21 protein-coding genes are annotated in these 23,061 nt (G+C 46.0%); 4 read left to right on the forward strand and 17 right to left on the reverse strand.

Annotation, left to right across the window (positions count from 1 at the left end; translation table 11 throughout):
• Positions 1-111: 111 nt before the first annotated feature.
• From DYD21_RS01640 to DYD21_RS01700, 13 genes are all read right to left on the reverse strand, one after another.
• On the reverse strand, positions 112-1,740 hold the full coding sequence (locus DYD21_RS01640) for a flagellar hook protein FlgE (protein WP_116031258.1): 1,629 nt from the start codon (positions 1,738-1,740) through the stop codon (positions 112-114).
• Between the two features lie 96 nt (positions 1,741-1,836).
• Positions 1,837-2,520, reverse strand: a complete 684-nt coding sequence (locus tag DYD21_RS01645) for a flagellar hook assembly protein FlgD (protein ID WP_116031261.1) — start codon at positions 2,518-2,520, stop codon at positions 1,837-1,839.
• Between the two features lie 19 nt (positions 2,521-2,539).
• The gene (locus DYD21_RS01650; protein ID WP_116031263.1) at positions 2,540-4,498 is read right to left on the reverse strand and encodes a hypothetical protein; all 1,959 of its coding nucleotides are present in this window, start codon (positions 4,496-4,498) and stop codon (positions 2,540-2,542) included.
• Positions 4,495-5,133, reverse strand: coding sequence for a hypothetical protein (locus tag DYD21_RS01655; protein ID WP_116031266.1), 639 nt, complete (start codon positions 5,131-5,133; stop codon positions 4,495-4,497). Before DYD21_RS01655 ends, DYD21_RS01650 begins: the two co-directional genes overlap by 4 nt.
• Positions 5,134-5,141: 8 nt before the next feature.
• Positions 5,142-5,570: a flagellar export protein FliJ gene (fliJ, locus tag DYD21_RS01660; protein ID WP_116031268.1), complete on the reverse strand. Its 429-nt coding sequence runs from the start codon at positions 5,568-5,570 to the stop codon at positions 5,142-5,144.
• Between the two features lie 13 nt (positions 5,571-5,583).
• Positions 5,584-6,918, reverse strand: coding sequence for a FliI/YscN family ATPase (locus DYD21_RS01665; RefSeq protein WP_116031271.1), 1,335 nt, complete (start codon positions 6,916-6,918; stop codon positions 5,584-5,586).
• Positions 6,906-7,586: a hypothetical protein gene (locus DYD21_RS01670; RefSeq protein ID WP_116031273.1), complete on the reverse strand. Its 681-nt coding sequence runs from the start codon at positions 7,584-7,586 to the stop codon at positions 6,906-6,908. Before DYD21_RS01670 ends, DYD21_RS01665 begins: the two co-directional genes overlap by 13 nt.
• 6 nt (positions 7,587-7,592) lie before the next feature.
• Positions 7,593-8,636 carry a flagellar motor switch protein FliG gene (gene fliG, locus DYD21_RS01675; protein ID WP_116031276.1) on the reverse strand — a complete coding sequence of 348 codons (1,044 nt, stop codon included), beginning with the start codon at positions 8,634-8,636 and terminating at the stop codon, positions 7,593-7,595.
• 2 nt (positions 8,637-8,638) lie between these two features.
• A complete protein-coding gene (gene fliF / locus DYD21_RS01680; protein WP_116031279.1) occupies positions 8,639-10,300 on the reverse strand; it encodes a flagellar basal-body MS-ring/collar protein FliF in 1,662 nt (553 codons plus the stop codon).
• Between the two features lie 11 nt (positions 10,301-10,311).
• A complete protein-coding gene (gene fliE, locus DYD21_RS01685) occupies positions 10,312-10,623 on the reverse strand; it encodes a flagellar hook-basal body complex protein FliE (protein WP_116031281.1) in 312 nt (103 codons plus the stop codon).
• Between the two features lie 32 nt (positions 10,624-10,655).
• A complete protein-coding gene (locus DYD21_RS01690) occupies positions 10,656-10,883 on the reverse strand; it encodes a hypothetical protein (RefSeq protein ID WP_116031284.1) in 228 nt (75 codons plus the stop codon).
• 4 nt (positions 10,884-10,887) lie between these two features.
• Positions 10,888-11,385 (reverse strand): flagellar basal body rod protein FlgC, encoded by a 498-nt coding sequence (locus DYD21_RS01695; protein ID WP_116031286.1) that lies wholly within the window; start codon positions 11,383-11,385, stop codon positions 10,888-10,890.
• 14 nt (positions 11,386-11,399) lie between these two features.
• Positions 11,400-11,744 (reverse strand): flagellar basal body protein, encoded by a 345-nt coding sequence (locus tag DYD21_RS01700; protein ID WP_116031289.1) that lies wholly within the window; start codon positions 11,742-11,744, stop codon positions 11,400-11,402.
• 406 nt (positions 11,745-12,150) lie between these two features.
• Between DYD21_RS01700 and DYD21_RS01710 the strand changes: the two genes are divergently transcribed.
• Together DYD21_RS01710 and DYD21_RS01715 are read left to right on the forward strand one after the other, a co-directional pair.
• Positions 12,151-13,110 carry a HAMP domain-containing sensor histidine kinase gene (locus DYD21_RS01710; protein WP_158551376.1) on the forward strand — a complete coding sequence of 320 codons (960 nt, stop codon included), beginning with the start codon at positions 12,151-12,153 and terminating at the stop codon, positions 13,108-13,110.
• A gap of 421 nt (positions 13,111-13,531) precedes the next feature.
• The gene (locus tag DYD21_RS01715) at positions 13,532-14,986 is read left to right on the forward strand and encodes a PAS domain-containing protein (RefSeq protein WP_116031296.1); all 1,455 of its coding nucleotides are present in this window, start codon (positions 13,532-13,534) and stop codon (positions 14,984-14,986) included.
• Between the two features lie 16 nt (positions 14,987-15,002).
• On the opposite strand, the gene DYD21_RS01720 is transcribed toward DYD21_RS01715, so the two are convergent.
• Positions 15,003-16,529: a DUF3987 domain-containing protein gene (locus DYD21_RS01720; protein ID WP_147303465.1), complete on the reverse strand. Its 1,527-nt coding sequence runs from the start codon at positions 16,527-16,529 to the stop codon at positions 15,003-15,005.
• A 198-nt stretch (positions 16,530-16,727) separates the two neighbouring features.
• On the opposite strand from DYD21_RS01720, the gene DYD21_RS01725 reads away from it, so the two are divergent.
• Positions 16,728-17,915 carry a DUF4105 domain-containing protein gene (locus DYD21_RS01725; protein WP_158551377.1) on the forward strand — a complete coding sequence of 396 codons (1,188 nt, stop codon included), beginning with the start codon at positions 16,728-16,730 and terminating at the stop codon, positions 17,913-17,915.
• A gap of 145 nt (positions 17,916-18,060) precedes the next feature.
• Entirely contained in the window at positions 18,061-18,951 is an 891-nt protein-coding gene (locus DYD21_RS01730) for a hypothetical protein (RefSeq protein ID WP_116031307.1), read from the forward strand.
• 230 nt (positions 18,952-19,181) lie between these two features.
• On the opposite strand, the gene DYD21_RS01735 is transcribed toward DYD21_RS01730, so the two are convergent.
• The 3 genes from DYD21_RS01735 to DYD21_RS01750 form a co-directional block, all read right to left on the reverse strand.
• Positions 19,182-19,586 (reverse strand): energy transducer TonB, encoded by a 405-nt coding sequence (locus tag DYD21_RS01735; protein WP_158551378.1) that lies wholly within the window; start codon positions 19,584-19,586, stop codon positions 19,182-19,184.
• A gap of 409 nt (positions 19,587-19,995) precedes the next feature.
• Complete coding sequence (locus tag DYD21_RS01745; RefSeq protein ID WP_116031321.1) at positions 19,996-22,050, reverse strand: methyl-accepting chemotaxis protein; 2,055 nt, start codon at positions 22,048-22,050, stop codon at positions 19,996-19,998.
• A 329-nt stretch (positions 22,051-22,379) separates the two neighbouring features.
• Positions 22,380-22,910: a chemotaxis protein CheW gene (locus tag DYD21_RS01750; RefSeq protein ID WP_116031325.1), complete on the reverse strand. Its 531-nt coding sequence runs from the start codon at positions 22,908-22,910 to the stop codon at positions 22,380-22,382.
• Positions 22,911-23,061: the final 151 nt, after the last annotated feature.

Here is a 23,061-nt window from a genome sequence, read left to right on the forward strand (position 1 = left end):
GGGTTTAATCCATAAAAAAAGCGTTCCGCCTTGATATTTCCCTTTCAGGATTCATCAATGCGAAACGCTTCAATAGATTTAACGATGTTTTAATGAGTCAGACTGAAGAGATTACCGCTTCAGGTTAACAGCCTCCATCAGCATCTCATCGGATGTACTGATTACGCGTGCATTGGACTGATACGCCCGCTGCGATGTGATCATTTCGGTAAACTCTTTGGCGAGATCAACATTCGATCCCTCGAGAGCACCCGAATTGATGTTTGCATCTGCAAAGTTATCGGCAGTATTTATGAATGTTTCACCGGCTGCGGATGTAGGGCGGAACATGCCGTTCCCTATCATCTCCATACCGTTCTGGTTCTGAACCTGTGCAATGGCCAGCTGTGCAAGCACCATGTTGTTTCCGTTGTCGTAAATACCCTGTACACGGCCATCTCCGTCAATCGCAATATCTACAAGTTCACCCTGGGTGTATCCATCCTGGTCAACAACCTTAGCGGTGTTGGAACCGGCATATTGTGTGAATCGGGTTCCCTGTGAGGAGTTGCCCAGTTCAACTTCAAAACGGGTTGCACTCGCACCGTTGCCCGGCTCAAACGCAATGTCAATTGTGTTTCCGGAAGCGAGCTGACCCAGTTCATCAAATTCCACCGTACCGGTGGCACCATCCGTAATCTCCTGACCATCAATGAATTTCGCTTCATACTCCCATTCATTGTTTGATGTTTGCGTGAATTCCAGAATCATGGAGTGAGCCCGGCCAAGATCATCATATACTGTGGTACTCATGGTACGTGTATTCGACTCACCCGCCTGCACAACCTGGAATCCAGGGAAGTTCACATTACCTGTACCGGTAACCGCAACGTCATTAATCTGCAAGCTGCTGTCACCGAGTTGAGATGAACGAAGAACCATCAGGCCGTCAATCAATGTCAGCTGTCCTTCATCACCACCTGCATTCAGCTGTGTGTTAAATGCCTGGATCATATCCTCCATGGTGTCACCGTCATTGTACGTATAATCGAATGTAGAGGCCGTGCCGTCATTCAGTGTAACGTTGAATGAAATTACATCTCCATTTACAAGATCCTCGTTCGTTTGTGCCAGATTATTGAGTTCGGTATTGAGGTTTGCCATTCCGCCGCCATCAACTGTGAACCCGTTCTGCCCTTGCACAACCTGCGATTTACTTGTGTTTGCATTGAGGTTACCTGCCAGCTTCACCTGTTCGGTAGCTTTTGGAGGGAGTGCATTTTCGAAATCAATCCGAATGCCGTTTGTAGTACCGCCGCCAAGAACATTCCCGTTTCTGTCGGCATTGTATCCCTGAACTTGCCGGCCGCCCTGGTCAACAAGAACTCCGTCTTTATTGAAAACAAAGTTTCCTGCACGGGTCATCAGGTTCTGGCTGCCGTCGTTCACCATAAAATATCCGTTCCCTTCGAGTGCAAGATCGGTTTCCCGGCCGGTTGTCTGCATGACACCCTGGCTAAAATCCCGGTCGATGGATGCTACACGCACACCCAGGCCCACTTCGTTACTCAGCTGCGGGGCAGAATCTCCGCCGGCGCCTGAACGTCCGAGCCGCTGGTTCATCATCTCCGAAAATGAAACTCTTGAAGATTTGAAACCGGCTGTTTCCACGTTCGCGATGTTATTCCCAATAACATCCATTTTGGTTTGAAACGCTTTCAAACCGCTTACGCCTGAATTTAGTGATCTGATTAAAGACATAGATTACTCCTTGTTTTAATGACGGCTACAGTTGTTTACTGTATGTGTACCACGTTGGCAAGCCGCTGTATGTTTTTTGTTTATGTTCTTATTGATTTATTTAGAAATTCCTGAACCCACTTCTTCCACATCCCCAATCGGAACCTGGATGTTGTTGAGTGACAGAAATACGCCGCTTCCCGAATAGCGGACTTTATCTACAATTCCTTCGGTATAGACCATAGAATCGACTCTTGAACCTTCATTTGAAGCTCTCACCTCAACGGTGTAATTGCCATCGCCCATTCGGTCGCCGGCATTGTTTCGACCGTCCCATTCCCAGCTGCTATCACCTGAAGGGATGCCCTGGAGCACTTCACGACGAACTTCGCTGCCGTTTGCACCCCGGATAATCACCTCAACTTCAGATGCTGAGTTGTTCAGTTTATAATTGATATTGGCGCTCTCGCCAGATGCAAGATGCACCTCATTGCTCAGCGCCTTCACATTTTTGCCTGTAAGAGATGCAGCCATTGAGTTCGTCAAGCTGGAACTCATCAGCTCCTGGCTCTCCTGAAGATGTGCCAGTCCATTATTCACATTAATCAGCTGCTCCACAGAGTTAAACTGGGCGAGCTGCGAGGCAAACTCTGCACCGTCCAGCGGGTTGATGGGATCCTGATTTCTCATTTGAGCCACCAACAACTGAAGGAACTCCTGCTGACCAAGATCATTCTTGTTCTTGGAGGTCCGCTCGTTATTTGCCATTGATGTGAAGCTGTTGATATTGTTGATATCCATAATTCTACCTGTTATCTGTTTAAGCTGACCATTCCATCTGGTTATAGCCGAATTTCCGAACGGCTTTCGGCACCACTTCGTCTACCTGCTGTTCTTCTGTTTTTCCATTTTCGTAATCAAAAATCTGACTTCCTTGCTGCTCATTTCCATCGCTGCCGCCAAAAAGTCCGGTCATCTGTCCATCACTCTGCGTATCCAGCTGCAGGTCGATGGTGATATTCACCTCATCTTCGAGATGTTTACGGATTTCGTCCTGGTGATCCATCAGCAGTTTCTGAAGCTCTGAACTTGAGGAGCTTAGTTTTATCTGAAGCACACCATCAACTTCCCGTGCTGAAAGCTGGATATTTTTGCCATTCTCGAGTGTAAATGTGTGTTTTTGCCACGCTTCAGCAGCTTTCTTTCCATCTCCGGTTGCCTTCAGAATGGACTGACCCAGGCTCGTTGCAAAATTTCGGCGAACGGATATATTGGTAACCGTTTCCAGGTTCAGCCGAGAAAATGCCGCTGCCTGATCTGCTGAACTTTTCTCTTTCGATTCAAAATATTCTGCGATATGCTCTTTCCACATGGCAACAGCATCTTCATCCGGCAACTCTGCCGATACCTGACTACTCTCCGGCACCATTCCGGTAACGGAAACCATGTTCAATTTACCCGGATCAGAACCTGCCATCACACCGCTTCCCGCTGCTGTTTGAGCGCCGGAATTCAATGCAGCTTCAGGTCTGCCCGCAAAAGCGGCCCTGTAATTTTGATTTCTTATTTCGCGCAGCTGATTCGCTTTAATACTTCTTACTTCAGCCGCCTGCTGATCGATATTTCCATTTGCCAGGTCGGCAAACATTTTCTGAATCAGCTCATTTTCGTCTGTATCAAGATCTATTTTTTTGCTGTCGTTATTTGGCTGGGTTTCAGAAAAAGCTCCGCCTAAAATTCCTCCGCGAAGCTGATTCACAAGCCCGCTGTCGCGTTCAGCCCGGACTGTTTGTTCAGCTCTCCTGTTTTCCGCTGGAGCTTCTGCTTCCCGTTTTACATTCCCTGCAACGACACGCTCAGCATCACCCTGTGATGCTGCCACATTACCGTTCTCATTACCAGACGTTTCACCGGATGCTACATGATTAGTTTCATAAGTCTCTTTTTTCTCCACTCCGGCATCGGATGCCATTTCCGGGCTTATCTTTACCTGTGGGTCGTCACCCGCTGCAGCCTGTGGCTCATCATCTGTCGCCGCTTGCGAATCATCACCTGTTTCTTCGGTTTCATCTGATTCGGAAACAAATTCAATGCCGCCCTCTTCAAATTCTCCATCAGTGATTTCATCAGATTGATTTTCACTGTTATCGGTATCTAAACTGAGGGAATTTTCTTCAGCAGAACCTTTTGTATCAGATTCTTCACCATTTGCATCAGATTCCTTCAAAACCTCATTTGCATCAGGTTCTTTCAAATTCTCTACTTTCTCGGAATCCCCGCGGTAAAATGGAGTATCCTCTGCCAGGGGAATCTTCTTGTTTTGATCACTTTCTGCTTTTACATCAGATTTCTCATCCCCGGTCTTTACATCCGTGGAATGATCGGCATTTTCTTCACTTTTTAACTTTGAACCGTTTTCATTCAATTCTTCTTCTGAAACGGAGCTTTTCATCGCATTTTCCAGTAATTCGGAAATGGTTGAAAGCTCATCATTAGAATTTTTTTCCAGTCCGGTCAGGATATCCTTAAGAGATGCATCATCGGATTCATTTTTGCCGGTGATCAAATTCCCCCCAAGTATCCGGCCTGAGGCAAAATTTTTACCGGTATTTTCATCCTGCCCGCCATCCTTATCTGCGAGCTGAATGCTTCCCATCAGAAATTTGAACAGTCCGCCTTCTGCTTTCTCTTCGCTTTTCTGTTTTTCACCACCTGCCTGTCCTGTCAGAAGATCGGAGGTTTTACTGTTTCCTGCGGATAGTAGCTGATTATTTATCATAGCATAATCTCCCGCATCAGTTTCGCTGCACGTTCGGGGTTTAGTGACCGAAGTAATTTTTCGCGCTGAATATTTCCAGAGTGCCTGTATATCCGCACCAATTCGTCTTGAGTCATCTGGTTGGCGATCGGCTTCAATTCTTCTTCATCGAGGTTGAGCAAACTTTTTACCCGCTCTGAAAACTCTTCTGTCGGTTCATCAGCAGCTGCCACCATTTCGACATCATTGCCTGAATCTGCATCCTGCCGGTTACCGGCAATCAATCCGCCGCCCTGCTCTATTTGCTCTTTTAAATTTTCCAGTTCTGTAAAAAGAGAATCCCGTTCCTGCTCAACCGAATTTTGTACCGCTAATACCGAATCAACCCTGTTTTCCCAGTTCCGGTTCTCCTGTTTTTGTCGCAGCAATTCCTGTTGAAGATAGGCAAACCGACCCGTGCCACTGATGTTGCTTTCCGGCATCAGATCAACATCGGTAAATACCTGCTCATCCACTGAACTCTGCAGGCGCTCGGTCTGAATCTGTTCATACTTCTGCTCGTTCAGGTACGGAAATAGAAAAAACGTAACGAGAGTTATCACCAGGAATGAGGCGATCAGAATACCGATAATTTTTAGTAGTACTGACTTATCCATTTCGTTAACTATCTGCTAAATGATTGTGTAGCGATTTCGTCCATCGTTTTCTGCTCACTGCGCTGAATTTTCTTTGAAAACATCTGCTGTTCCACCTCTTTAAGCTTCTCCAGTATATGGCACTCTTTATGAGCATCTGCCAGTGAATTCCGAACTTCAGAAACTGACTTATCTGCCTCCTGTGATTCAGATCCCAGTTTGCGGATCAGTTCATGGGTTTGGAGAACATGCCTTCCGTGGCGTTTAATTGTTTGAATATTTGCGGCTGTCTGTACGGAATCGGTTTCCAGGTAGTGGTTCAGCTTGTTTTGCACCTCAACCTTCACATCATCAATTTTTTTCTTCTTCATCAGTTCTTCAGCCAGTTTCTGCTTCTGAACTTTTTCCTGATGCTTGCGAACCTTCAATACCGATTCCAGCGAAAATTTAAAAGCCATGTAATCTGCCGATTTAACTAACGATTTTTTTCAGCGCACCCCAGAGATCATCCCTGAAGTCAGCTTCGTTCATATCCTGTATCAAAAATGATTCCAAATTGGGATGTTTTTTGATCGCTTCGTCAATTTTTTGATTAGAACCTTTCACATATGCCCCGATGTTCACCAAATCTTCCGCTTCGCGATAGGTAGCCAGAAGTTCACGGGCTTTCATAGCCACCGCGCGCTGCTCATCCGATACAATATTCGGCATCACCCGGGAAATACTTTCCAGTATATCGATGGCGGGATAGTGATTTTTATGGGCCAAACGCCTGGAAAGCACGATATGCCCATCCAAAATAGAACGCACGGCATCGGCTATCGGCTCATTCATATCGTCGTTATCCACAAGAACTGTATAGATTCCGGTGATGCTTCCTTCCCCTGTTTTCCCTGCCCGTTCCAGCAGTTTCGGGAGGATCGCAAACACGCTGGGGGTATATCCTTTTGTGGTTGGCGGTTCGCCGGATGCCAGGCCAATTTCCCGCTGGGCCATCGCAACACGGGTAACAGAATCCATCATCAAAAGGACATTTTTTCCCTGGTCGCGGAAATATTCTGCAATTGCGGTAGCCGTAAACGCTCCTTTGATCCGGCTCATCGCAGCCATGTCTGATGTAACAGCAACTACAACCGATCGTTTCAGCCCTTCTTCGCCAAGAGTGTCTTCAATAAATTCCTGCACCTCCCGGCCCCGCTCCCCGATAAGAGCGATCACGTTCACATCCGCTTCCGAATGTTTGGCAATCATTCCCAGGAGAACACTTTTTCCCACACCCGAACCGGCGAAAAGCCCCACACGCTGACCAGATCCAATTGTATTCAGTGCATCAAGAGCCCGAACGCCGGTAAACATAATATCTTCAATACGGTTTCGATCGAGCGGTGCCGGGGGATCACCGTGCACGTCCTGGTGGCCACTTCGCATTACTGGGCCATTTTTGTCAATCGGCATGGCGTTGGCATCGAGCACGCGGCCCAGCATATCATCACCTACCGGAATGGTAAGTGCCTGACCAAAACTCTCTACCAGGCAGCCCGATTTCATTCCCTCTACCCGGTCGTACGGCATCAAAAGTGTTCGTTCATCTTTCAGGCCTACCACTTCGGCTTCAACAATTTTTCCGGTAATCGTGTGTATTCCGTAGATCTCTCCCACACAGGCTTCCAGCCCGGTACATTCGATAATGGTTCCAATCACGGAAGATACCTTACCAAAGCGTTTTGAGCGTACACGATTCGACCGCAGGTGTTTCCTGATGTGATTGAAATGTTTCGTAATATCTTTGGCAGCTATGGCTTCCATGTGGGGAGTGTGAGTGATTTTTTCAGGTCAGCCAGCATAGTTTTAAAGGTGTGAACCACCGTTTCGCGATTACTTTCCAGCTTGTATTCCCCTGGATTGAACGATTTATCCGTTCGGATATAAATAGTTGTTCCGGGTGCATACTCCTCCTTTAGCCGGTTGATATACTCGCGGTCTGATTCTGAAATCCACAGTACCGGTTTAGTCGTTTCCTCTATTCTTTGCAAAATCGGCCCGAGTTCAGCTTCCATGCTGTTTCTGATCTCCGGATTTTCGACCGGAATTTCGAGAATCGACTCCGCAAGTTCGAAGGCGAGGTCGATGACACCCGGATCGAGAAGTTTCTGCCTCTCCTGCCATTCACCGTGTGCTTCTTTCAGGGTCGAGTCTAACCGCTGAACCTTAAAATCAATCTCTTCGGCAGCCTGTTTGTAGCCTTGTTCCAATCCTTCCTGCAGGGCTGCTTCGTAAACATCCTTTCGCGCGCGCCGGAGCCTCTCTTCCCACTGGCGGTTATTTTCAGCTAATAACTCTTCAATATCAGGCTGCTCCTCACTCCCGGAAATCTCTTCCGGCGTGCGCTCATCAAAAAGCATTTTGTAGCTGAGTGTAGCCTGATCTTTTTGGTCCCAGCTGATATTGTTGTTGTTAATAATTCTGCGGCTCATAATGGATTACTCAACAATCTCTTCTTCTTCCATCTTACGTGTACTGATCTGTCCGCTCTCTTCAAGGGCCTTGATCTTCTTAATAATGCTAGACTGGGCCTCCTTCACATCTTTAAGCGGCACAGGACCAAGGGCTTCCATATCTTCTTTGAGCATATCTGCTGCCCGGTTCGACATGTTTCTGAGAAACTTTTCGGCAAGTTGCTCTTCCACACCTTTCAGACCCATAACAAGATCCGCTTTTTCCATTTCGTTGATGATGAGCTGAACAGTTCTGTCGTCGAAGTGAATGATATCTTCGAAAAGGAACATTTGCTCTTTAATCTCATCTGCCATCTTATTATCTCGTGCGGTAATACTGTCGAGAACGGCGCGTTCAACCGAAATTTCAGCTTCATTAAGAATATGAGCAACGGTAGCCGTACCACTTTTTACGCGATCGCCCATCGAATCCATTCCTCCCATATGCTCTTTGATTACCTCTTCGATCTCTTCGATCACCTCTGAGGAAATTTTGTCCATCGATGCCAGGCGAAACATAATCTCTCCCTGCATCTCCGGTTCGAGGTGGGTAAGAATTTCGGCTGCTTTATCCATTTGAAGCTGCGAAAAAATCAGTGCCGCAACCTGTGGATGCTCATTCTGGATAAAGTTCGCAATCTGCGTAATTTTTGTATCCTGAAATTCATCAAATACAGTGGTTCCGGATTGTGCTTTCAGTTTCCGCAGCATTTTTTCGGAATTCGCATTTCCGCCGAGCTCACCAAGAAGTTCTGTTGCATAATCATAGCCACCCTCGAGAATGTACTGCTTGGCCTCCATCATCTGGTAAAACTGCCGAAGAATATCGTCTACAACATCCGTTTTTACGTTCTGTATTTTTGCCACTTCCAGCATAATCTCTTCTACCTCATTGGATTTAAGAGATTTCATCATCTCGGAGGCCGTTTTTGAACCTACCGTTATGATAAACACAGCAGCTTTTTGTGCTCCCGTTAGCTTACTAACATCGTCAACCAGGTCCGATTTCTTTTTCGTTTTTATAGCCATAATTACGCTTCATCCTCCAAAGTCATCATTGCGCGGATTACATGTGCTGCTTCAGCAGGTTTCAGTTCAACAAAATCTTTGATTTCTTCCATCACATAGGCTTTCTGTTCAAGCTGTTTCCGTGATTTTGCTGTGAGTTTCTTATCCACAAAGTCTTCGATCTCAACGTCACTCATTCCTTCGAGGCTCAGCTTCTCCTCATCTGTAAGATCCAGTTGTTCAATATCCGTCTTCTCTTTTGGAGCAGGAAGACTTACAGCAACTCCCGTATCTTCATCCTCGCCCATCCGTTTCCTGATATTCATAATCAGCGCAACAATTGTCAGGAAGGTTGCAAGGATCAGTACCCATCGGAAAATATCACCCCATGGCGTGGGCTGATCGGTAAAGTATCCGTAGTTGTCTGTTGCCGTAGGATCGTGAAATTGTATTTGTGTGATAGTAAGTTCATCACCCCGGGCGGGTGACATTCCCAGTGCCAGACGAACAACTTCGCGAAACTCTTCAATTTCTTCCTGTGCATAAGGCTGCGCTACCAGCACCTCCTCTCCGGCATCGTTTACCTCTGTACCCATTTTGTAATTCAGTAAAACGGATGCAGAAAGCCGCTTGATTTCACCCTGTGTTTTCTCAAAAATTTCGCGGGTTTTGTTTACTTCATAATTTCGTGTCTGCGACGTGGTTTCCTGATTCCTTTGGGATGTGACTACCGATTCACCTCTCTGTGCGACCGGGGTAAACTCGTCGATCGGCACAAGCTGTAGGTTCTCTTCGTTATTGGCCTCGGTTCGGCGGTCTTCAGAAATAATCAACCGGCTGTCCGGGTCGATCAGGTCCGATTCGCGTACCAGCCGGTCAAAATCGTGCTCGGCCGATACCCGCAGAATACTGTTTCCGTTTCCAAGCACACGATCCAGCATGCTTTGACCGCGCTCGGTCAGGTACGTTTCGGTAGTTTTCCGAAGCTGCATCTGCAAATTACCGGATGCAAAGTCCCCCTGGTTATCGGCATTTTCCGTGAGCCGGTTTCCAGCCTGGTCTAATATGGTTACTGATTCGCTGTCGAGCATCTCCACACTTCCTGCTATCAGTGAAGTAATACCAGTCACCTGGTCACCTGAAAGTTTTTGCCCTTGTTTGAGTGTAATGATTACCGACGCGCTTGCGCTCACGGATGACTGCTGAAAGGGTGTTCGCTCCGGCAGCACAAGATGGACGCGGGAAAACTCAACCTGGTCGAGGCTGTTAATTGATCGAGCCAGTTCGCCTTCAAGAGCACGTTTTTTATTCACCTGCTGCATGAAGTCGGTCATCCCCAGGGAGTTGGCATCAAAAAGTTCATATCCCTGAACATCTGACCGGGAGGAGCTGACCGTTGCCAGTTTCATCCTCATTTCGTGAACCTGGGCATTCGGCACATAAATGGATCTTCCGTCGTTTTCCACCCGGTAATTAACGCCTTGTTCTTCCAGCTGAGCCACAACTTCCTGGGCGGCTTCGGGCTGAAGAGAACCAAAAAGAAGAGCGTAATCGGGTTTTAACGCCCAGTAAAAAAGAGCACCGAGAAACACAAAAATAGCCACAACCATCCCTACAAAAAGGGTGCGCTGTGCCGGATTCAGGGGGCCAAAAAATTGCTGGAAACTATCTGTAAACTTGTTCATTTAGAAGAACCTTAAATTTGCATCCGGCTGATTTCATGATAAGCTTCGATCGCCTTATTGCGAACTTCAACCATCATCTGAAAACTGAGTTGGGCACGCTGCATGGAAATCATCACATCGTGCACGTTATCGGTTTTACCGGCTACAAAATCCTGAACGTTCTGATCGGATTCTTTCATGGTTTCATCCACGCTGCCAACGGCGCGGATCAGCATATCCGAAAAAGATTCACCGCCTTGCTGAGGCCGCACACTGCTGCCTCTCTCCGGGGAGATCTCGATCTCTCGGAACGGTCGTATTCCCTGTATATCAAATGAGTCCATAGTCTGAGGTATCCGTAGTAGTTTATTATTCTTTACGCTCTTGTATCAACATTCATGCCACGATCTGCAAAGCTGTGCTCGCTTACGCTCCCCTGCAGATCATAAAGCCTGACCGGTGTGGAAGAGGCAAAATTTTTCTTAATCATGGAGGATTCTTCCACTGTCAGAGATGGCGGCGTTGAAGCAGCAGCAACTTTTCGAATTCCGTTGTTTCGGATCGACAGATCCTGCTGCTGATTAAAAATAGGTTCCGTTATCATTATTTTATATTTCGAGTGAACGTTTAATGATCTCTTTCTCAGCTTCTACTGCACTCAGGTTAGCTTCATACAGCCTGTTTGCACTCACAAGCTGAGTCATCTCGCGAACCAAGTCCACATCAGGGTAGCGTACCATACCGTTCTCATCTGCATCAGGATGATTTGGATCAAACTCATACCGGAATGAATCCTGCTCGGTAACCTCAAATTCGGGACCAAGCCCGGCGGTTTTCTGAGCGGACTGAATCGGTCCTGCCTGGCTGAAATGTTTAGAATCGGTTCGCTTAAGCGTGGAAATGCTGTCGAGAAGCAGGTTTTTGAAATTATCCTGGGGAACCGGGCGGGACTGGACCGTTTGCGGACGGTATATTTGATCTGATCCTTTCGGAGCAGATACCCCGGCGTTGGCAATATTTCTGGAAGCCGTGGCAATTTTTTCCCGCTGCACGGCAAGACCTTTTCCTGCCGTTTGAAATGTTGAAAAAATTCTGTCAGGTAGCATAGTCTGTTTCTGAATTATCGGTTAATGCCTGTGATGCCGTTCTTAAGCATCTCAAAATGGTGGCGGAGTGACCGGGTGACAAGATTTACCCGAACCTGTGTGTCTGCCATTTCAAGAAGCTCATCTTCCAGTTCAATCGGCTGATCGGTCTCGACGATACTGGGCGTAACCTCTTTCATGCCGCGTGCGCCGGAGCTGTTTTGAACACGCTGCAGTTCTTCCTCAAAATCAACGCGGTGCTTATTAAAGCCCGGTGTATCGGCATTTGCGATATTTCCCGCCGTCACGCGCTGCCGAAGCGTGTAGGTATCCATGGCACGTGCGAGCAGCTGAGTGTGGTTGCTGTCAATTAATTTCATTGCAATACGATAGTCTGTAGATGATGATCCGGCATGATTTACATCACCAACCGGATTTAATGGAACATTTCAATGTTTCTGGAATAGAAGCATTGGTTCGCCAGTTTGTTTGCAAACCGCGTGCCAACCGACAATCTCCCAATTTGGCGCTGAAACCTGTACAATCGGGCTGGCTGATAATATTCAGACAGCAGAAATGACCGCGTATATGGCAAATATTTCCAGATCTGAAATATCTCTTAACCCAACCTTCCCGCTGCTGATAACTCGTAAAAGCCACCCAGGGACATCAAATGATTTATTCCGCGGGAGTTTTATCAACCATTGTGAACCTTTAGATTAGATTGGCATGTTAATGGAGATGAATACAAGCACAACAGGTAAACTCAAATTGGAAACCCGTTCGATGAACTCCCTGAGAACCCTAATATCCGGATCAGCAGATCCTGTTTTCCTGCTCAATCCGGATGATCAAACTATCGTTGCGGCAAATGATACTGCAATATCAGCCTGCGGTGATGTTGATCTCGTTGGGAAAAAGCTGGATCAGGTGGTTCATTTTGAAACTTTATCAGACCAGCCCAATGACGAAATTGCCTATTTTAATAATCAGTGGCTGGTTCCACACTCTCGCAGAATAAAATTGAATCACAAAACGTATAATAAATTGGATTTAGCCCCATCATCATCCATTCCGGATGATAACACGCTCTTTACAATCCGTAAAATGATCGCTGTTCTGCTCCACAGACTGCGTTCGCCCATGACAGGCATGCAGGGATATCTCGAGATGATCCAGGATGTAAAACACGACAATGATAAACGAAAGCTCGCAAAAGTTGGCGAAGGCCTCGATTATCTCTTTGAAATTATGGATGAACTTGAACTCCTTCATCACGCTGAAGCTTACCTGGAGGATGAGCCCAATGCAACGGCTTCCGACGCTGAAACCGTAATCCGCCAAATGCTGATCGAGTACCCGGTGGAGCTGCGGAACCGTGTAAAAATTGAAACACACACGAACCAGCAATTTGAATTTAACAGTGCCGAGCTCAAACAGATTGTTACATTACTGCTGAATAACAGTGCCGAACACCAAAGCGGAATAAATAAGCCGGTGAAAATAGACATTCACTCCGGGCGAAAAATCACAGTCACAAATTTTGGCACTCCCATACCAGATGAAGTGGTGGATAATCTCTATTTCCCGTTTGTAACCACAAAAGCAAACAACCTGGGCATCGGCCTGAGCCTGGCCCAGTTAATTGCTGGCAGACGGGGAGCCACTATCGTTCTTACCGAAAACAGCCCTGTTCTCGGTATTTCCTTCTCACTGATTTGTAAGCCACAGGAAATATCATCCTGATGTTAAATCTGAGTTCGAAGATGAACTCAGATTTTCTTGAATAGTCACGCTGTGCTGCTTATAACTTTTTTTTTAATGCTCCCTTCCAATACCCCGGTTTTCACAGTTCTATTCTAATTATAAAGTACCTCCAAATTTGACCCCGTTTTTCAGTACTGTATTCCCCGAATTTTGATTGTAAGAATATGAAACAATCAGGGTGAAAAACTTATCATTATCGTAAATCAACCGATAATAACGCCTTACAGGCTTTCGAGAAAACATTTTTCAATATGCAATCACAGGGAGTATTTGTCTGCTCCAGAGTTGCGCTGATTGATGTGAATGTGTGATGCAGTTGATGTGAATATGTGATGCAGAATCACTACGTAGCGATGTTTTCAGAACTCTGTCTAAAATTATCACAAATAGATTGAAAAGAATGCAGGATGTAATGGATACAGAAGATCTGAAAATCAAAGATCTGCCCCGGGCCAAAGCCATATCAAAAGAAAGTAATTTTGAGTTCGATGAACTCTTTTTTTCAATCACGGATGCCAAATCAAAGATTACGTACACCAATGACATTTTTGTGCGGATCAGTAAATACAATCAAGAAGAGATTGTAGGGCAGTTACACAAGCTGATCCGCCATCCGGATATGCCCCGTTCTGTTTTTTACGAATTCTGGAACCATCTGAAAGAAAATCGCCCGGTTGCCGCCTATGTTAAGAACATGGCGAAGGACGGATCGTATTACTGGGTGATGGCGCTCGCATTTCCGTGTGATGGCGGATATCTCTCCATCCGGCTGAAACCCGGCAGTAAGCTCTTCGCAGAGATAAAAAAGCTCTATAAAACCATACTCGAGCATGAAAAACAGCAGGAGACATTAACCGATAAAAAGTCGGCCATGCTCTCATCACACGAGCAGATGCTCCGCTCACTTCAGGAGCTCGGTTTTGCTGATTACGACGAATTCATGTGGAACGCGCTGCAAAGTGAAATGACGCATCGTGAAGGTATAATTGGCAATAATCCCGGTTTAAACCAGGCTCAGAAAGAATATTTACCGGATGAACTACTTGAACTCGAATCGATTCTTCGGGAACTGGTCATGACCCTGGGAGATCTTAAACAGCTGCATGAAAATATCGACAGTCACTCGCAGTATATTCTGAATCTATCAAGATCCGTGCTTCTTCTTTCAAAAAATGCACAGATCAGTTCCGCAAAACTCGACTCCCAGGATCGCTCGCTCTCCGTCGTTGCGGAAAAAATGGGTGAACAATCAACCAGCGGCGAAAAACAGCTGATTGAAATGCAACAAACTATTTTTCAGCTCAGTGAATTAATTGGCGAACTCAATTTTGACATCATCTCATCGAAACTTCAGACCGAGATGACAAAATTTTTCTTAACTGAAATCGAAGAATCTGCAAACTCATCTGCAAATCAGTTGATTTCAAACGAAAAAGCTCTTGATCTTCTTTATCACGCCTTTATACCAAAAATTAAAACTGTGGCTTCAGGAATTGGAAAACTGCCCGATTTCATGAAAAAACTGAAAACCGGTGTCCGGAGTATTGAACGCTTTCTGCTGGTTCTGCGATTTGTACATATCAAGGGAAAAGTGGAAATCGCACGTATGAATGACCAGGCTAAGTCGTTTTCGAACACATTTGAAGAACTCATCAAAGAGGTGGATGCCGCTGAAATTCGTCTTGAAAAACTGGGAGATGTTATTCGTAAACACGAAAGCACCAGCGATCAGTTTGCCGGATACAGAGGCAAGCTGAATGATTTGTCCCATAAAATTAACCGGTGCCACAATACCAATGAAGATTTAGCCGATTTGCGGAATGAGAAAAATGCTCAAAAGGTTGTAGCGGCGTAAAACAAAATTCCCGGCCTCAGGAAATTTTTTCATAGAGTCCGCGCCTGACTCTCGCTACTTTCTTCTCTTCGAGCAGACCGTTCAGATACCGTTTGGCGGTCCGCTCCGGAATTCCCATTTTTTCGGCCAGTTCGAGTGCCTCGGCAGTTTCAAAGGTTGCTGGCAGCACGTTGTGATATTTCAGGTAGCGATCGCCGCGCGCATCAACATCTTCCTTTCCGGGGATAATTTCGTACAGACGAATCGCGTGCTTCAGACAGGTATCGGCAATCCAGAGTGCAGCAATCACATCATCATCAGAAGGCGTCAGGTACTCCCCATCCACCGATACCGGGTCATATTCATAAACCCGGAGAACCGCAAAGATGGCGGCCAGTTTCAGCGTATAAATCGCTGCTTTTTGATTGATAACCTGCAACTCTCCTGAAAGACCCAGCTCCTCAATAATCTCCATTTTTTCAGCAAATGTATCATCAATCATCTGCCACTGGTTATCCGAGAGTTCTACTGTAAGAGGTTCGTCCCTCTCTTTTAGCCGGCTTTTGATCTCAAAAAGCTCCCCGGAAAGCCGTGCGATATCTTTGCTCAACGCGCGGGTGGATGAGTCGGGCCGGTTGCTTTGCCAACCCTCAGACTGATGATTTCCGTAAAGCAAAAACGAAGAAAACAGCCCGGGTCCGGATTTCAACGCCAGGCCGGTGTACTCTTTCGGCTCTGCAATGATTAAAGAAGATAAATTTCCCTGACCCGGCTGAACCACCGGCACTGCTTGAAATATTTGCTCAAACAGATCATTCAGCGGTCCAGCCTCCCTGAAAACGGAATCATTCTGCAGAAGAGTGTTCATATCTGTCTGCAGAAGTGTTCGGGTTTCATTCTGCGACCGCCTTCCGTCTTCCGACCGATTCAGTTCATCTTCAATCGTAAACAGAGCCCTTTCACTGTTTTTATCAGCCAGATTCAAAACACCATACGACAAGGCCTTCACCTTTACCGATGCCCGTTTTGCAAACCCCGAACCGTCCATCAAAAAACAGTTCACGGAGAGCGTGTAATATCCGTCTGCATGTTCCGCGAGTGTTTTGGGCAAATGTGCAGCTATAAACGGCAGCATCGCCAGCAAGAACATATCTTTTCTCTCCGCCTCGCCAAGCCGGTCGCAACAGGATCTCACCAGTGATGGCAGAGATTCGTACGCTTCATCCGGCAGCGAAGGGGTATCTTCCGGGAGTTTAGTCTCTTTCGCTTCCATGCCAAGCTGCAATCGAATGGAATCCATCTCCTGTTTTACCGCTTTCAGGTTTTTCAGATGGATGGAACGCCCGGATTTTGCTATGCCCGCAGCCTGATCCCCACGTAACTTTTCCATGATGCCAAGCCGCTGGTCCTCCCAATAGCAGAGATCCTCAAGTTTTTGCAGACTTGCTTCGGTAAGTGAGTCGTCTCTGAGCAGTTTGATTCCCACCTCCAGCCAGATTCGGCGGGCGTCATCACTCAGATGCCGCGGAGGATCGGGCAGGGTACCAAGTGTTTTTTGGCTCATGAAAGAATAATTCAGCGGATTTTTCGTTTTTGCTGCGCTTAAAAGTAACAATAAAACTGCTTCAATTAGAATTCATTTCATCAGGTTCCGCCGGGTAAGCTGTCTGAACCATTGACACGGCAATTTCAATGATGCAAAGTGTAGAATTGATGAATGATTTGGCCTATCTTAAAACCGATCTATTCACCTAACTCAGATATGAAACTGCGACTGTTCATCACCCTTATTCTTCTCTCACTGCCGCTGGTTGCAAACGGACAGGCTGCGCAGCTTTCCGATCAGGCAGAAATTTCGCTCATTACGATCCTTCCAGGCGAAACACCCGAGGAACTGTTCGGCCACAGTGCTGTTCGTGTGAACGATCCGGCCAACAATATCGATATATCCTACAACTACGGCACATTCCATTTTGATGACTATTTTCTGCTGAAATTTATTTATGGGGACCTCGAATATTTTTTATCAGAAGCACCCTTCCCGCTCACCGTTCGTCATTATCGCGAAAGGCAGCGCCCGATGTATGAACAGGTTTTAAATCTTACCCAGCAGCAGAAACAGGATCTGCACGAATTTTTAATTGTCAATATCCAGGAAGAAAACAGATACTACCAGTACGATTTCCTGTATGATAACTGCTCCACCCGCATACAGGATGCCCTCGAAGATGTGCTCGGTGATGATCTGAGGTTTCACTACACAGAAGGAGAAGAGCGAACATTCCGTGAACTGATCCATCTCTATGCTGATCCGGATTCTTTTAACGGCCTCGGAATCGACCTGCTGCTCGGAAGCACCATTGACATCCGTGCCACATCGCGTCAGCATATGTTTTTACCCGATTTTTTGATGATGGAATTTGATAACGCAACCGTTTTGGTTGATGGAGAGATGCAGCCGCTTGTCGCCACTACCACTCAGCCGCTGCAGCTCGATGATTATGAACAAAATCCGGGCCGCCCCATTGCGCTGATATTCACCTGGATTCTGTTTATTGCCGGTGCAATCGTTACATTTTTTCAAATCCGGAAAAACAGATATGTAAACCTCTGGCTGGATCTGCCGCTTTTTGGAACTATCGGTCTGATCGGATTACTTATCGTATTTCTTTGGTTTTTTTCACTCCATACTGAAACGGTTCGCAATCTGAACCTCTTCTGGGCCTGGCCGTTTCATCTGCTAATCCTGCCTTTTTTGATCAAACGCACTACGAAAAATGGTGTTATGTCGATCTATTTTACGCTCTATGCCGCAGTCTGTCTTTTGATATTAGCAGGATGGTGGTTCTGGACCCAGCAATTAAACAGTGCCATTATTCCAATTCTTCTTCTCTTGTCGCTCCGGGCGGGCTGCAATGCCTATAGCCTGTTGCCAAAAAATTGGCGGTAAAACTGCGGCTGGAAAATACCGGTGTTTTGCCTGTTTAAGATTTTTTGCCAACTCATTCCGTTCCATAACCTTCTCTTAATACAGGCGCAGTATCTTCGGCATCTTAACTAAGATCATAACTCTAAATGTAAGATCAGCCTGCATTATGGATCCGTTCAATAATTATGTACACCATCATTCGAAGACTGTAGCAATCAGACCTCTGCTTCTGCTGTTGATATTTCTTGCAGCGGCTGGATGTGCTACGGACCGGAACTTGTTTACGTTTGATGAATTTACCTACAGCGGCAACTCACTCGATATCTCAACTGAAACTGAAAATGCCAGGGCAACTACCTGGAGGTCTGACGGATCACAGATCTATGTGACCGGCAGATATACCGAAAATGTAGCAAGTTATACGCTTACGGAACCGTGGGAACTCAGCACGGCCACATTCAGCAGTGAATTTGATTTATCAAATGAATTCGGCTCGACTTCACAAAACTCGGTTGCGCACGGCTTGTTTATCCACGAAGATGGAGAATTAATGTGGGTATTTAATCGCACGGAAATGTGGGGATATACGCTTTCCGAACCTTGGGAACTCACATCAACAGAACAGTCCTATTTTGTTGATTTGTCCGAATTTGTGCAGCGTGGCCACGATTTCGATTTCAATCCGGATGGAACCCGCCTGTTTATAGATGACAGAGACGCACAGTCGGTTCACGAGGTTCACCTATCCACACCCTGGGATATCACAACAATGGAGTGGAGCTATACGCTCGACATCAGCGACCAGGAAAAAGAGGTTCGCGGGCTGGAAATGGTTTCCGGCGGCCGGATCATGCTGCTGCTCGATACCGTGCGTAAAGAAGTACTTCGGTACCGCCTCGAGGAACCGTACGAACTCCGAACCGCCCGTTTTCTGGATACATTTTACGTTGGCGGACAGACGGACGATCCGCGCGGACTGAGCGTTCACCCTGCTCTGGAGAGTTTCTATATCACGGGGCGCGATCGCCAGGCGATTTATCAATATTCCCGCCCGTAAATTTTGCAATGTCATCGCGGGCTTGATCCGCGATCTCCCATGTGTGCCATGAGGAAAGGTAAGCCATTGACGAGATCTTTAAATCGAGCAAGAATGGGAGATGCCGTGTCGGAGCACGGCATGACTTTAATGACCCAAAATCCCTGTCGACGTCATCGTTAAAACAAAAAAAAAGACGCTGACCGATTAAAGTACAGCGTCTTGAGGGGTATATTATCTTTAGATTAAAATCAGTTGTTTTCGAGCCTGAAAGTTACAGGCATTGAAAACTGAACATTTACGACTTCACCGTTCAATCGACCTGGTTTAAACTTCACATCTTTCACGGCTTCAACAGCGGCGTCACCGCATCCCGCACCAATATCTCTGAGCACTTTCGGCTCCTGCACATTTCCTTCTTTATCCACAATAAACTGGATAAAAACACGCCCTTCCACACCACTTCGAACTGCTGCTCGCGGATATGTAATTTTACTGTAAAGTGCCTGGTTTCCGCCGATAATTTCAGGCATTTCATCCACAACGGTATACACTTCATCATTCACATCATTTTCTACTGCACCGGCATTTACTGTATTCAGTCCGAAAGCAATGATCAGAACTGCCGTAAAGGCAATTTTAATGAATCGTTTCATGTCGTTTGAGATTGTATTTTTACCATCCATAATTACTCATCCTTATTTTTTTGTTTGAACTACTCTGATGTCAAGCGCATCGACTATTCCCCGAAAGCGCAACTCACATGTTGCTTATCGGTGTCTTATCCTGCTACTTAATTTCCAACGTTTTTTTCTAATTTTTGTAAACGTTTCAGCCGTAACGTTTTAACCTGAGTTCGATTCTTAAATTTATCGCATATCAACAAAAACAGTCCAAAAAGGGCGTCATCTCGCGTCCCGAAAGCGTTCGGGACGTGATCTCCCGTCCTTAACAAGGCAGGAGATGCCGGATCGGAGTCCGGCATGACATAATTGTTGACGAATTAACTTAACGAACGCCCTTTTTAGACTGTTTTTGACATTTTTTTTAATAGAACTCAGGTTTTTAAAAACCGCTGAAGTCATCATCATCAAGTGGAATCAGCTGATGTGCTTCTGTTGGTTTTTTACCTGGTTTCCCATTTCCGTTTTCGGGTCCGCTTCGATGAGGTCCGTTACCATTTCGGTCATTTATTTTTCCAGAGCCATTCCCGTTGCCAAATCTTCTTTTTGCGGAGTTATTTCCGCCATTTTGAGGTGACATTTTAAATGGAATGTTCTTTACCGAAGGTTTTTTCAGGATGGATCTGTTATTTCTATTTCCATTACTTCCGCCAACCAGGGCTTTCAGACTCGCCACAACATTGGTTAGCTCCATCGCCTGTGAGGACAACTCTTCCGCAGAACTTGCGGTCTCTTCGGAGTTTGATGCGTTGCCCTGCACGGTTTTATCCATCTCGTGCATAACCGTGCTCATCTCCGTAATTCCGGTACGCTGTTCATTTGCAGCCGCAGCAATTTCATCCACAAGTGTGCCCACACTGGTTACACTCTCTTCAATTTTCTTCAGGTTTTCAGATACTTCAGCCGCCACATTCGTGCCGCGGTCTGATGTAGCCTGTGAACTTTCGATTAGATCAGATGTGTTTTGGGCAGCCTCAGCACTTCGCTGAGCCAGGTTCCGTACCTCTTCGGCCACCACAGCAAACCCTTTTCCGGCTTCACCTGCACGAGCCGCTTCAACCGCTGCGTTAAGAGCAAGAAGATTGGTTTGAAAGGCGATATCATCAATGGTTTTGATGATTTTTGATGTTTCAAGTGAAGACTCTTTAATCTCCTGCATCGCCCGGTTCATACGCTCCATCGCTTCTACACCACTTGCTACTCGCGGACTGGTCTCCTTCATCGCACGATCGGCTTCACTGGCATTTTCAGCCGTCTGTTTGGTTTGAGAAGCGATCTCCTCAAGTGATGAGGTTGTCTGCTGCAGACTTGCCGCCTGCTCGCTGGCACTTTCGGCAAGCTCCTGGCTTGAACCGGAAAGTTGATTCGATGATGCGTTTACCTGCTCCGCTCCAGCTGATAACCTGTCGATGATATCATTCATTACACTGTTGATGGAGCGGCTCATGGTAAGGCCGAAAATGATTGCACCTGCTACGGCAATCAACACACCAATACTTAATATGAAAATAAAGCTGGTAACGGCTGTCTGTGTTTGTTCACCTTGCGCAATCGATTCATCACGGGCAATCTGTGCAAGTGTGGACGTATGCCCTAAAATTTCCTCGTACGCACGTGCGCGAATGGCTTCCTGTTCATTCACCCGATTCCTGGCAGCAATCATTTGACGGACATTGTTCACATTGTCATTCAGTGATGCAAGGGCAATTCCGAGATACATCTGTAATTCCGGGTTTGTGGTCCCATCATACAAATCACCGAGATCATCTCTGTATTGATTATAAATGGCCTGAATACCCTGAAGAGCCTGAACATCATTTAATGCCTCAGCACGCCATAGTGCAGACATCGCACCGGCTACTCCGTTTGCCAGGTCCATAACCTGACCAGAATTCACATTCGTTGAAGCCAGGTATTCCTGCATACTCTCCTGAAAATCCACGCTCGACTCATCCGACTGATTGCGATAATTCACAAGCTCACGGCTGGCATCATAAAATTCTGTTGCGGAAGTTCTGTACTCGTTGCTCGACGTTTCAATATCATTAATCCGTCGTTCGAGTTCAGGCAAATGGTGATTCTCTAATAGCTGTTGCGCACGTGCGATTTCCGTGTCAACATTTGAAAACCGTTCAGATGCAACATCCCAGTGCTGCGTATCAAAAGTTTGAGAATAATTGAGGATATGAATTCCGATTTCACGAATTTCGGTATCTAAACTTGTAGCTATATTAAGTTCCGGAAGATGTACTTCAACCAGCGCATCCGCATTTCGATCGATCATAAACAGAGATACAACAGCAATTAAACCAATTACTAAGGTGATTGCAGCCCCGCCAAGCCCCAAAAGCATGATCCGTTTTCCAATGGTCCATTTAGAATTCGCGGCACCTGATGATTGTGCTTCCGAATTAAAGAATTCCTTTAAAAAGTCCATATCGTAGAATTATTATTTTCAATTATGTGCATCTCTTCAAAAAGAATATGCTGCCCGATACAATTTTATGGGTATTTACGCAGATACTCCGGGCCATTTGTTATTTCGTTATCGACAAAAAAAACCGGTACTGAAATTCCATTATAAAAAATCCGTAAAAACACCTACACGCCCGCCTCTGCTTACAGATAAAGCCTTCTTTTTTATTAATTTCAAAAAAAAAGCTCCGGATGACCATCCGAAGCTTTTAACTGTTTCACCCGTACAGGTGAGACTTAATACTTGTTGTTCCCCGACTAAACGATGCATTCATCGATGTTTTAAAAATGTTATGCAACTGGGCCGGCCGGAGCCGCAGATCCGTTATTCTCCAGTACCTCATCCGGTACATCAAAGAGAACTTTTTCTACGTCCACAATCATTTTCACCGACTCTTTCACTTTTCCGATACCCGACAGATATTCGCTTTGGCGGCCCGAACCGAGAGTTGGCACTTCTTCAATCTGTTCGCCGTCAATGTCCGCCACTTCCGATACTTTATCGACAATCACACCCATCAGGTACTGGTTTTCCTGTACCACGATGATGCACGTCTCTTCGGTATGCTCAATTTCATTCAACCCGAAACGAGTTCTCAAATCCATAACCGGAACAATTTTTCCGCGCAGATTTAGCACTCCCTTTATGTATGCCGGCATTCGGGGTACCGGGGTGATCGCCATCAGCCCGATAATTTCCTGTACTTTTAATATTTCAATAGCATATTCTTCTTTTCCGAGAAAAAAACTGAGAAACTTTCCGCCTTCAACACGAATGACTTTCTCTTCCGCTACTGATTCCTTTTCGATTGTCTGTTCCATGACCTTTATTCCAATTTCGTTTTTCAATCTTAATACAAACTATTCACCTCAATCACAGCAGTTTTCAGCCGCCGCAGAATGTACCGGATTTATCGACTGTCCGATTTAAACCTTAAACCATTCACCGCAATGTTAATATTTCTGCAGTATG

The organism is Rhodohalobacter sp. SW132, from assembly GCF_003390325.1.
In the GTDB taxonomy this organism is placed as follows: Bacteria; Bacteroidota; Rhodothermia; order Balneolales; family Balneolaceae; genus SW132.

Coding starts and splice junctions, on each gene's coding strand:
- DYD21_RS01640 (WP_116031258.1), bottom strand. CDS start 1,740: ATGTCTTTAATCAGATCACTAAATTCAGGCGTAAGCGGTTTGAAAGCG.
- fliJ (WP_116031268.1), bottom strand. CDS start 5,570: ATGGCTTTTAAATTTTCGCTGGAATCGGTATTGAAGGTTCGCAAGCAT.
- DYD21_RS01715 (WP_116031296.1), top strand. CDS start 13,532: ATGCAGGATGTAATGGATACAGAAGATCTGAAAATCAAAGATCTGCCC.
- DYD21_RS01655 (WP_116031266.1), bottom strand. CDS start 5,133: ATGGATAAGTCAGTACTACTAAAAATTATCGGTATTCTGATCGCCTCA.
- DYD21_RS01650 (WP_116031263.1), bottom strand. CDS start 4,498: ATGATAAATAATCAGCTACTATCCGCAGGAAACAGTAAAACCTCCGAT.
- DYD21_RS01750 (WP_116031325.1), bottom strand. CDS start 22,910: ATGGAACAGACAATCGAAAAGGAATCAGTAGCGGAAGAGAAAGTCATT.
- DYD21_RS01645 (WP_116031261.1), bottom strand. CDS start 2,520: ATGGATATCAACAATATCAACAGCTTCACATCAATGGCAAATAACGAG.
- DYD21_RS01710 (WP_158551376.1), top strand. CDS start 12,151: ATGAACTCCCTGAGAACCCTAATATCCGGATCAGCAGATCCTGTTTTC.
- DYD21_RS01690 (WP_116031284.1), bottom strand. CDS start 10,883: ATGATAACGGAACCTATTTTTAATCAGCAGCAGGATCTGTCGATCCGA.
- fliE (WP_116031281.1), bottom strand. CDS start 10,623: ATGGACTCATTTGATATACAGGGAATACGACCGTTCCGAGAGATCGAG.
- DYD21_RS01665 (WP_116031271.1), bottom strand. CDS start 6,918: ATGGAAGCCATAGCTGCCAAAGATATTACGAAACATTTCAATCACATC.
- fliF (WP_116031279.1), bottom strand. CDS start 10,300: ATGAACAAGTTTACAGATAGTTTCCAGCAATTTTTTGGCCCCCTGAAT.
- DYD21_RS01735 (WP_158551378.1), bottom strand. CDS start 19,586: ATGAAACGATTCATTAAAATTGCCTTTACGGCAGTTCTGATCATTGCT.
- DYD21_RS01745 (WP_116031321.1), bottom strand. CDS start 22,050: ATGGACTTTTTAAAGGAATTCTTTAATTCGGAAGCACAATCATCAGGT.
- DYD21_RS01720 (WP_147303465.1), bottom strand. CDS start 16,529: ATGAGCCAAAAAACACTTGGTACCCTGCCCGATCCTCCGCGGCATCTG.
- DYD21_RS01725 (WP_158551377.1), top strand. CDS start 16,728: ATGAAACTGCGACTGTTCATCACCCTTATTCTTCTCTCACTGCCGCTG.
- DYD21_RS01670 (WP_116031273.1), bottom strand. CDS start 7,586: ATGAGCCGCAGAATTATTAACAACAACAATATCAGCTGGGACCAAAAA.
- DYD21_RS01730 (WP_116031307.1), top strand. CDS start 18,061: ATGGATCCGTTCAATAATTATGTACACCATCATTCGAAGACTGTAGCA.
- DYD21_RS01700 (WP_116031289.1), bottom strand. CDS start 11,744: ATGAAATTAATTGACAGCAACCACACTCAGCTGCTCGCACGTGCCATG.
- fliG (WP_116031276.1), bottom strand. CDS start 8,636: ATGGCTATAAAAACGAAAAAGAAATCGGACCTGGTTGACGATGTTAGT.
- DYD21_RS01695 (WP_116031286.1), bottom strand. CDS start 11,385: ATGCTACCTGACAGAATTTTTTCAACATTTCAAACGGCAGGAAAAGGT.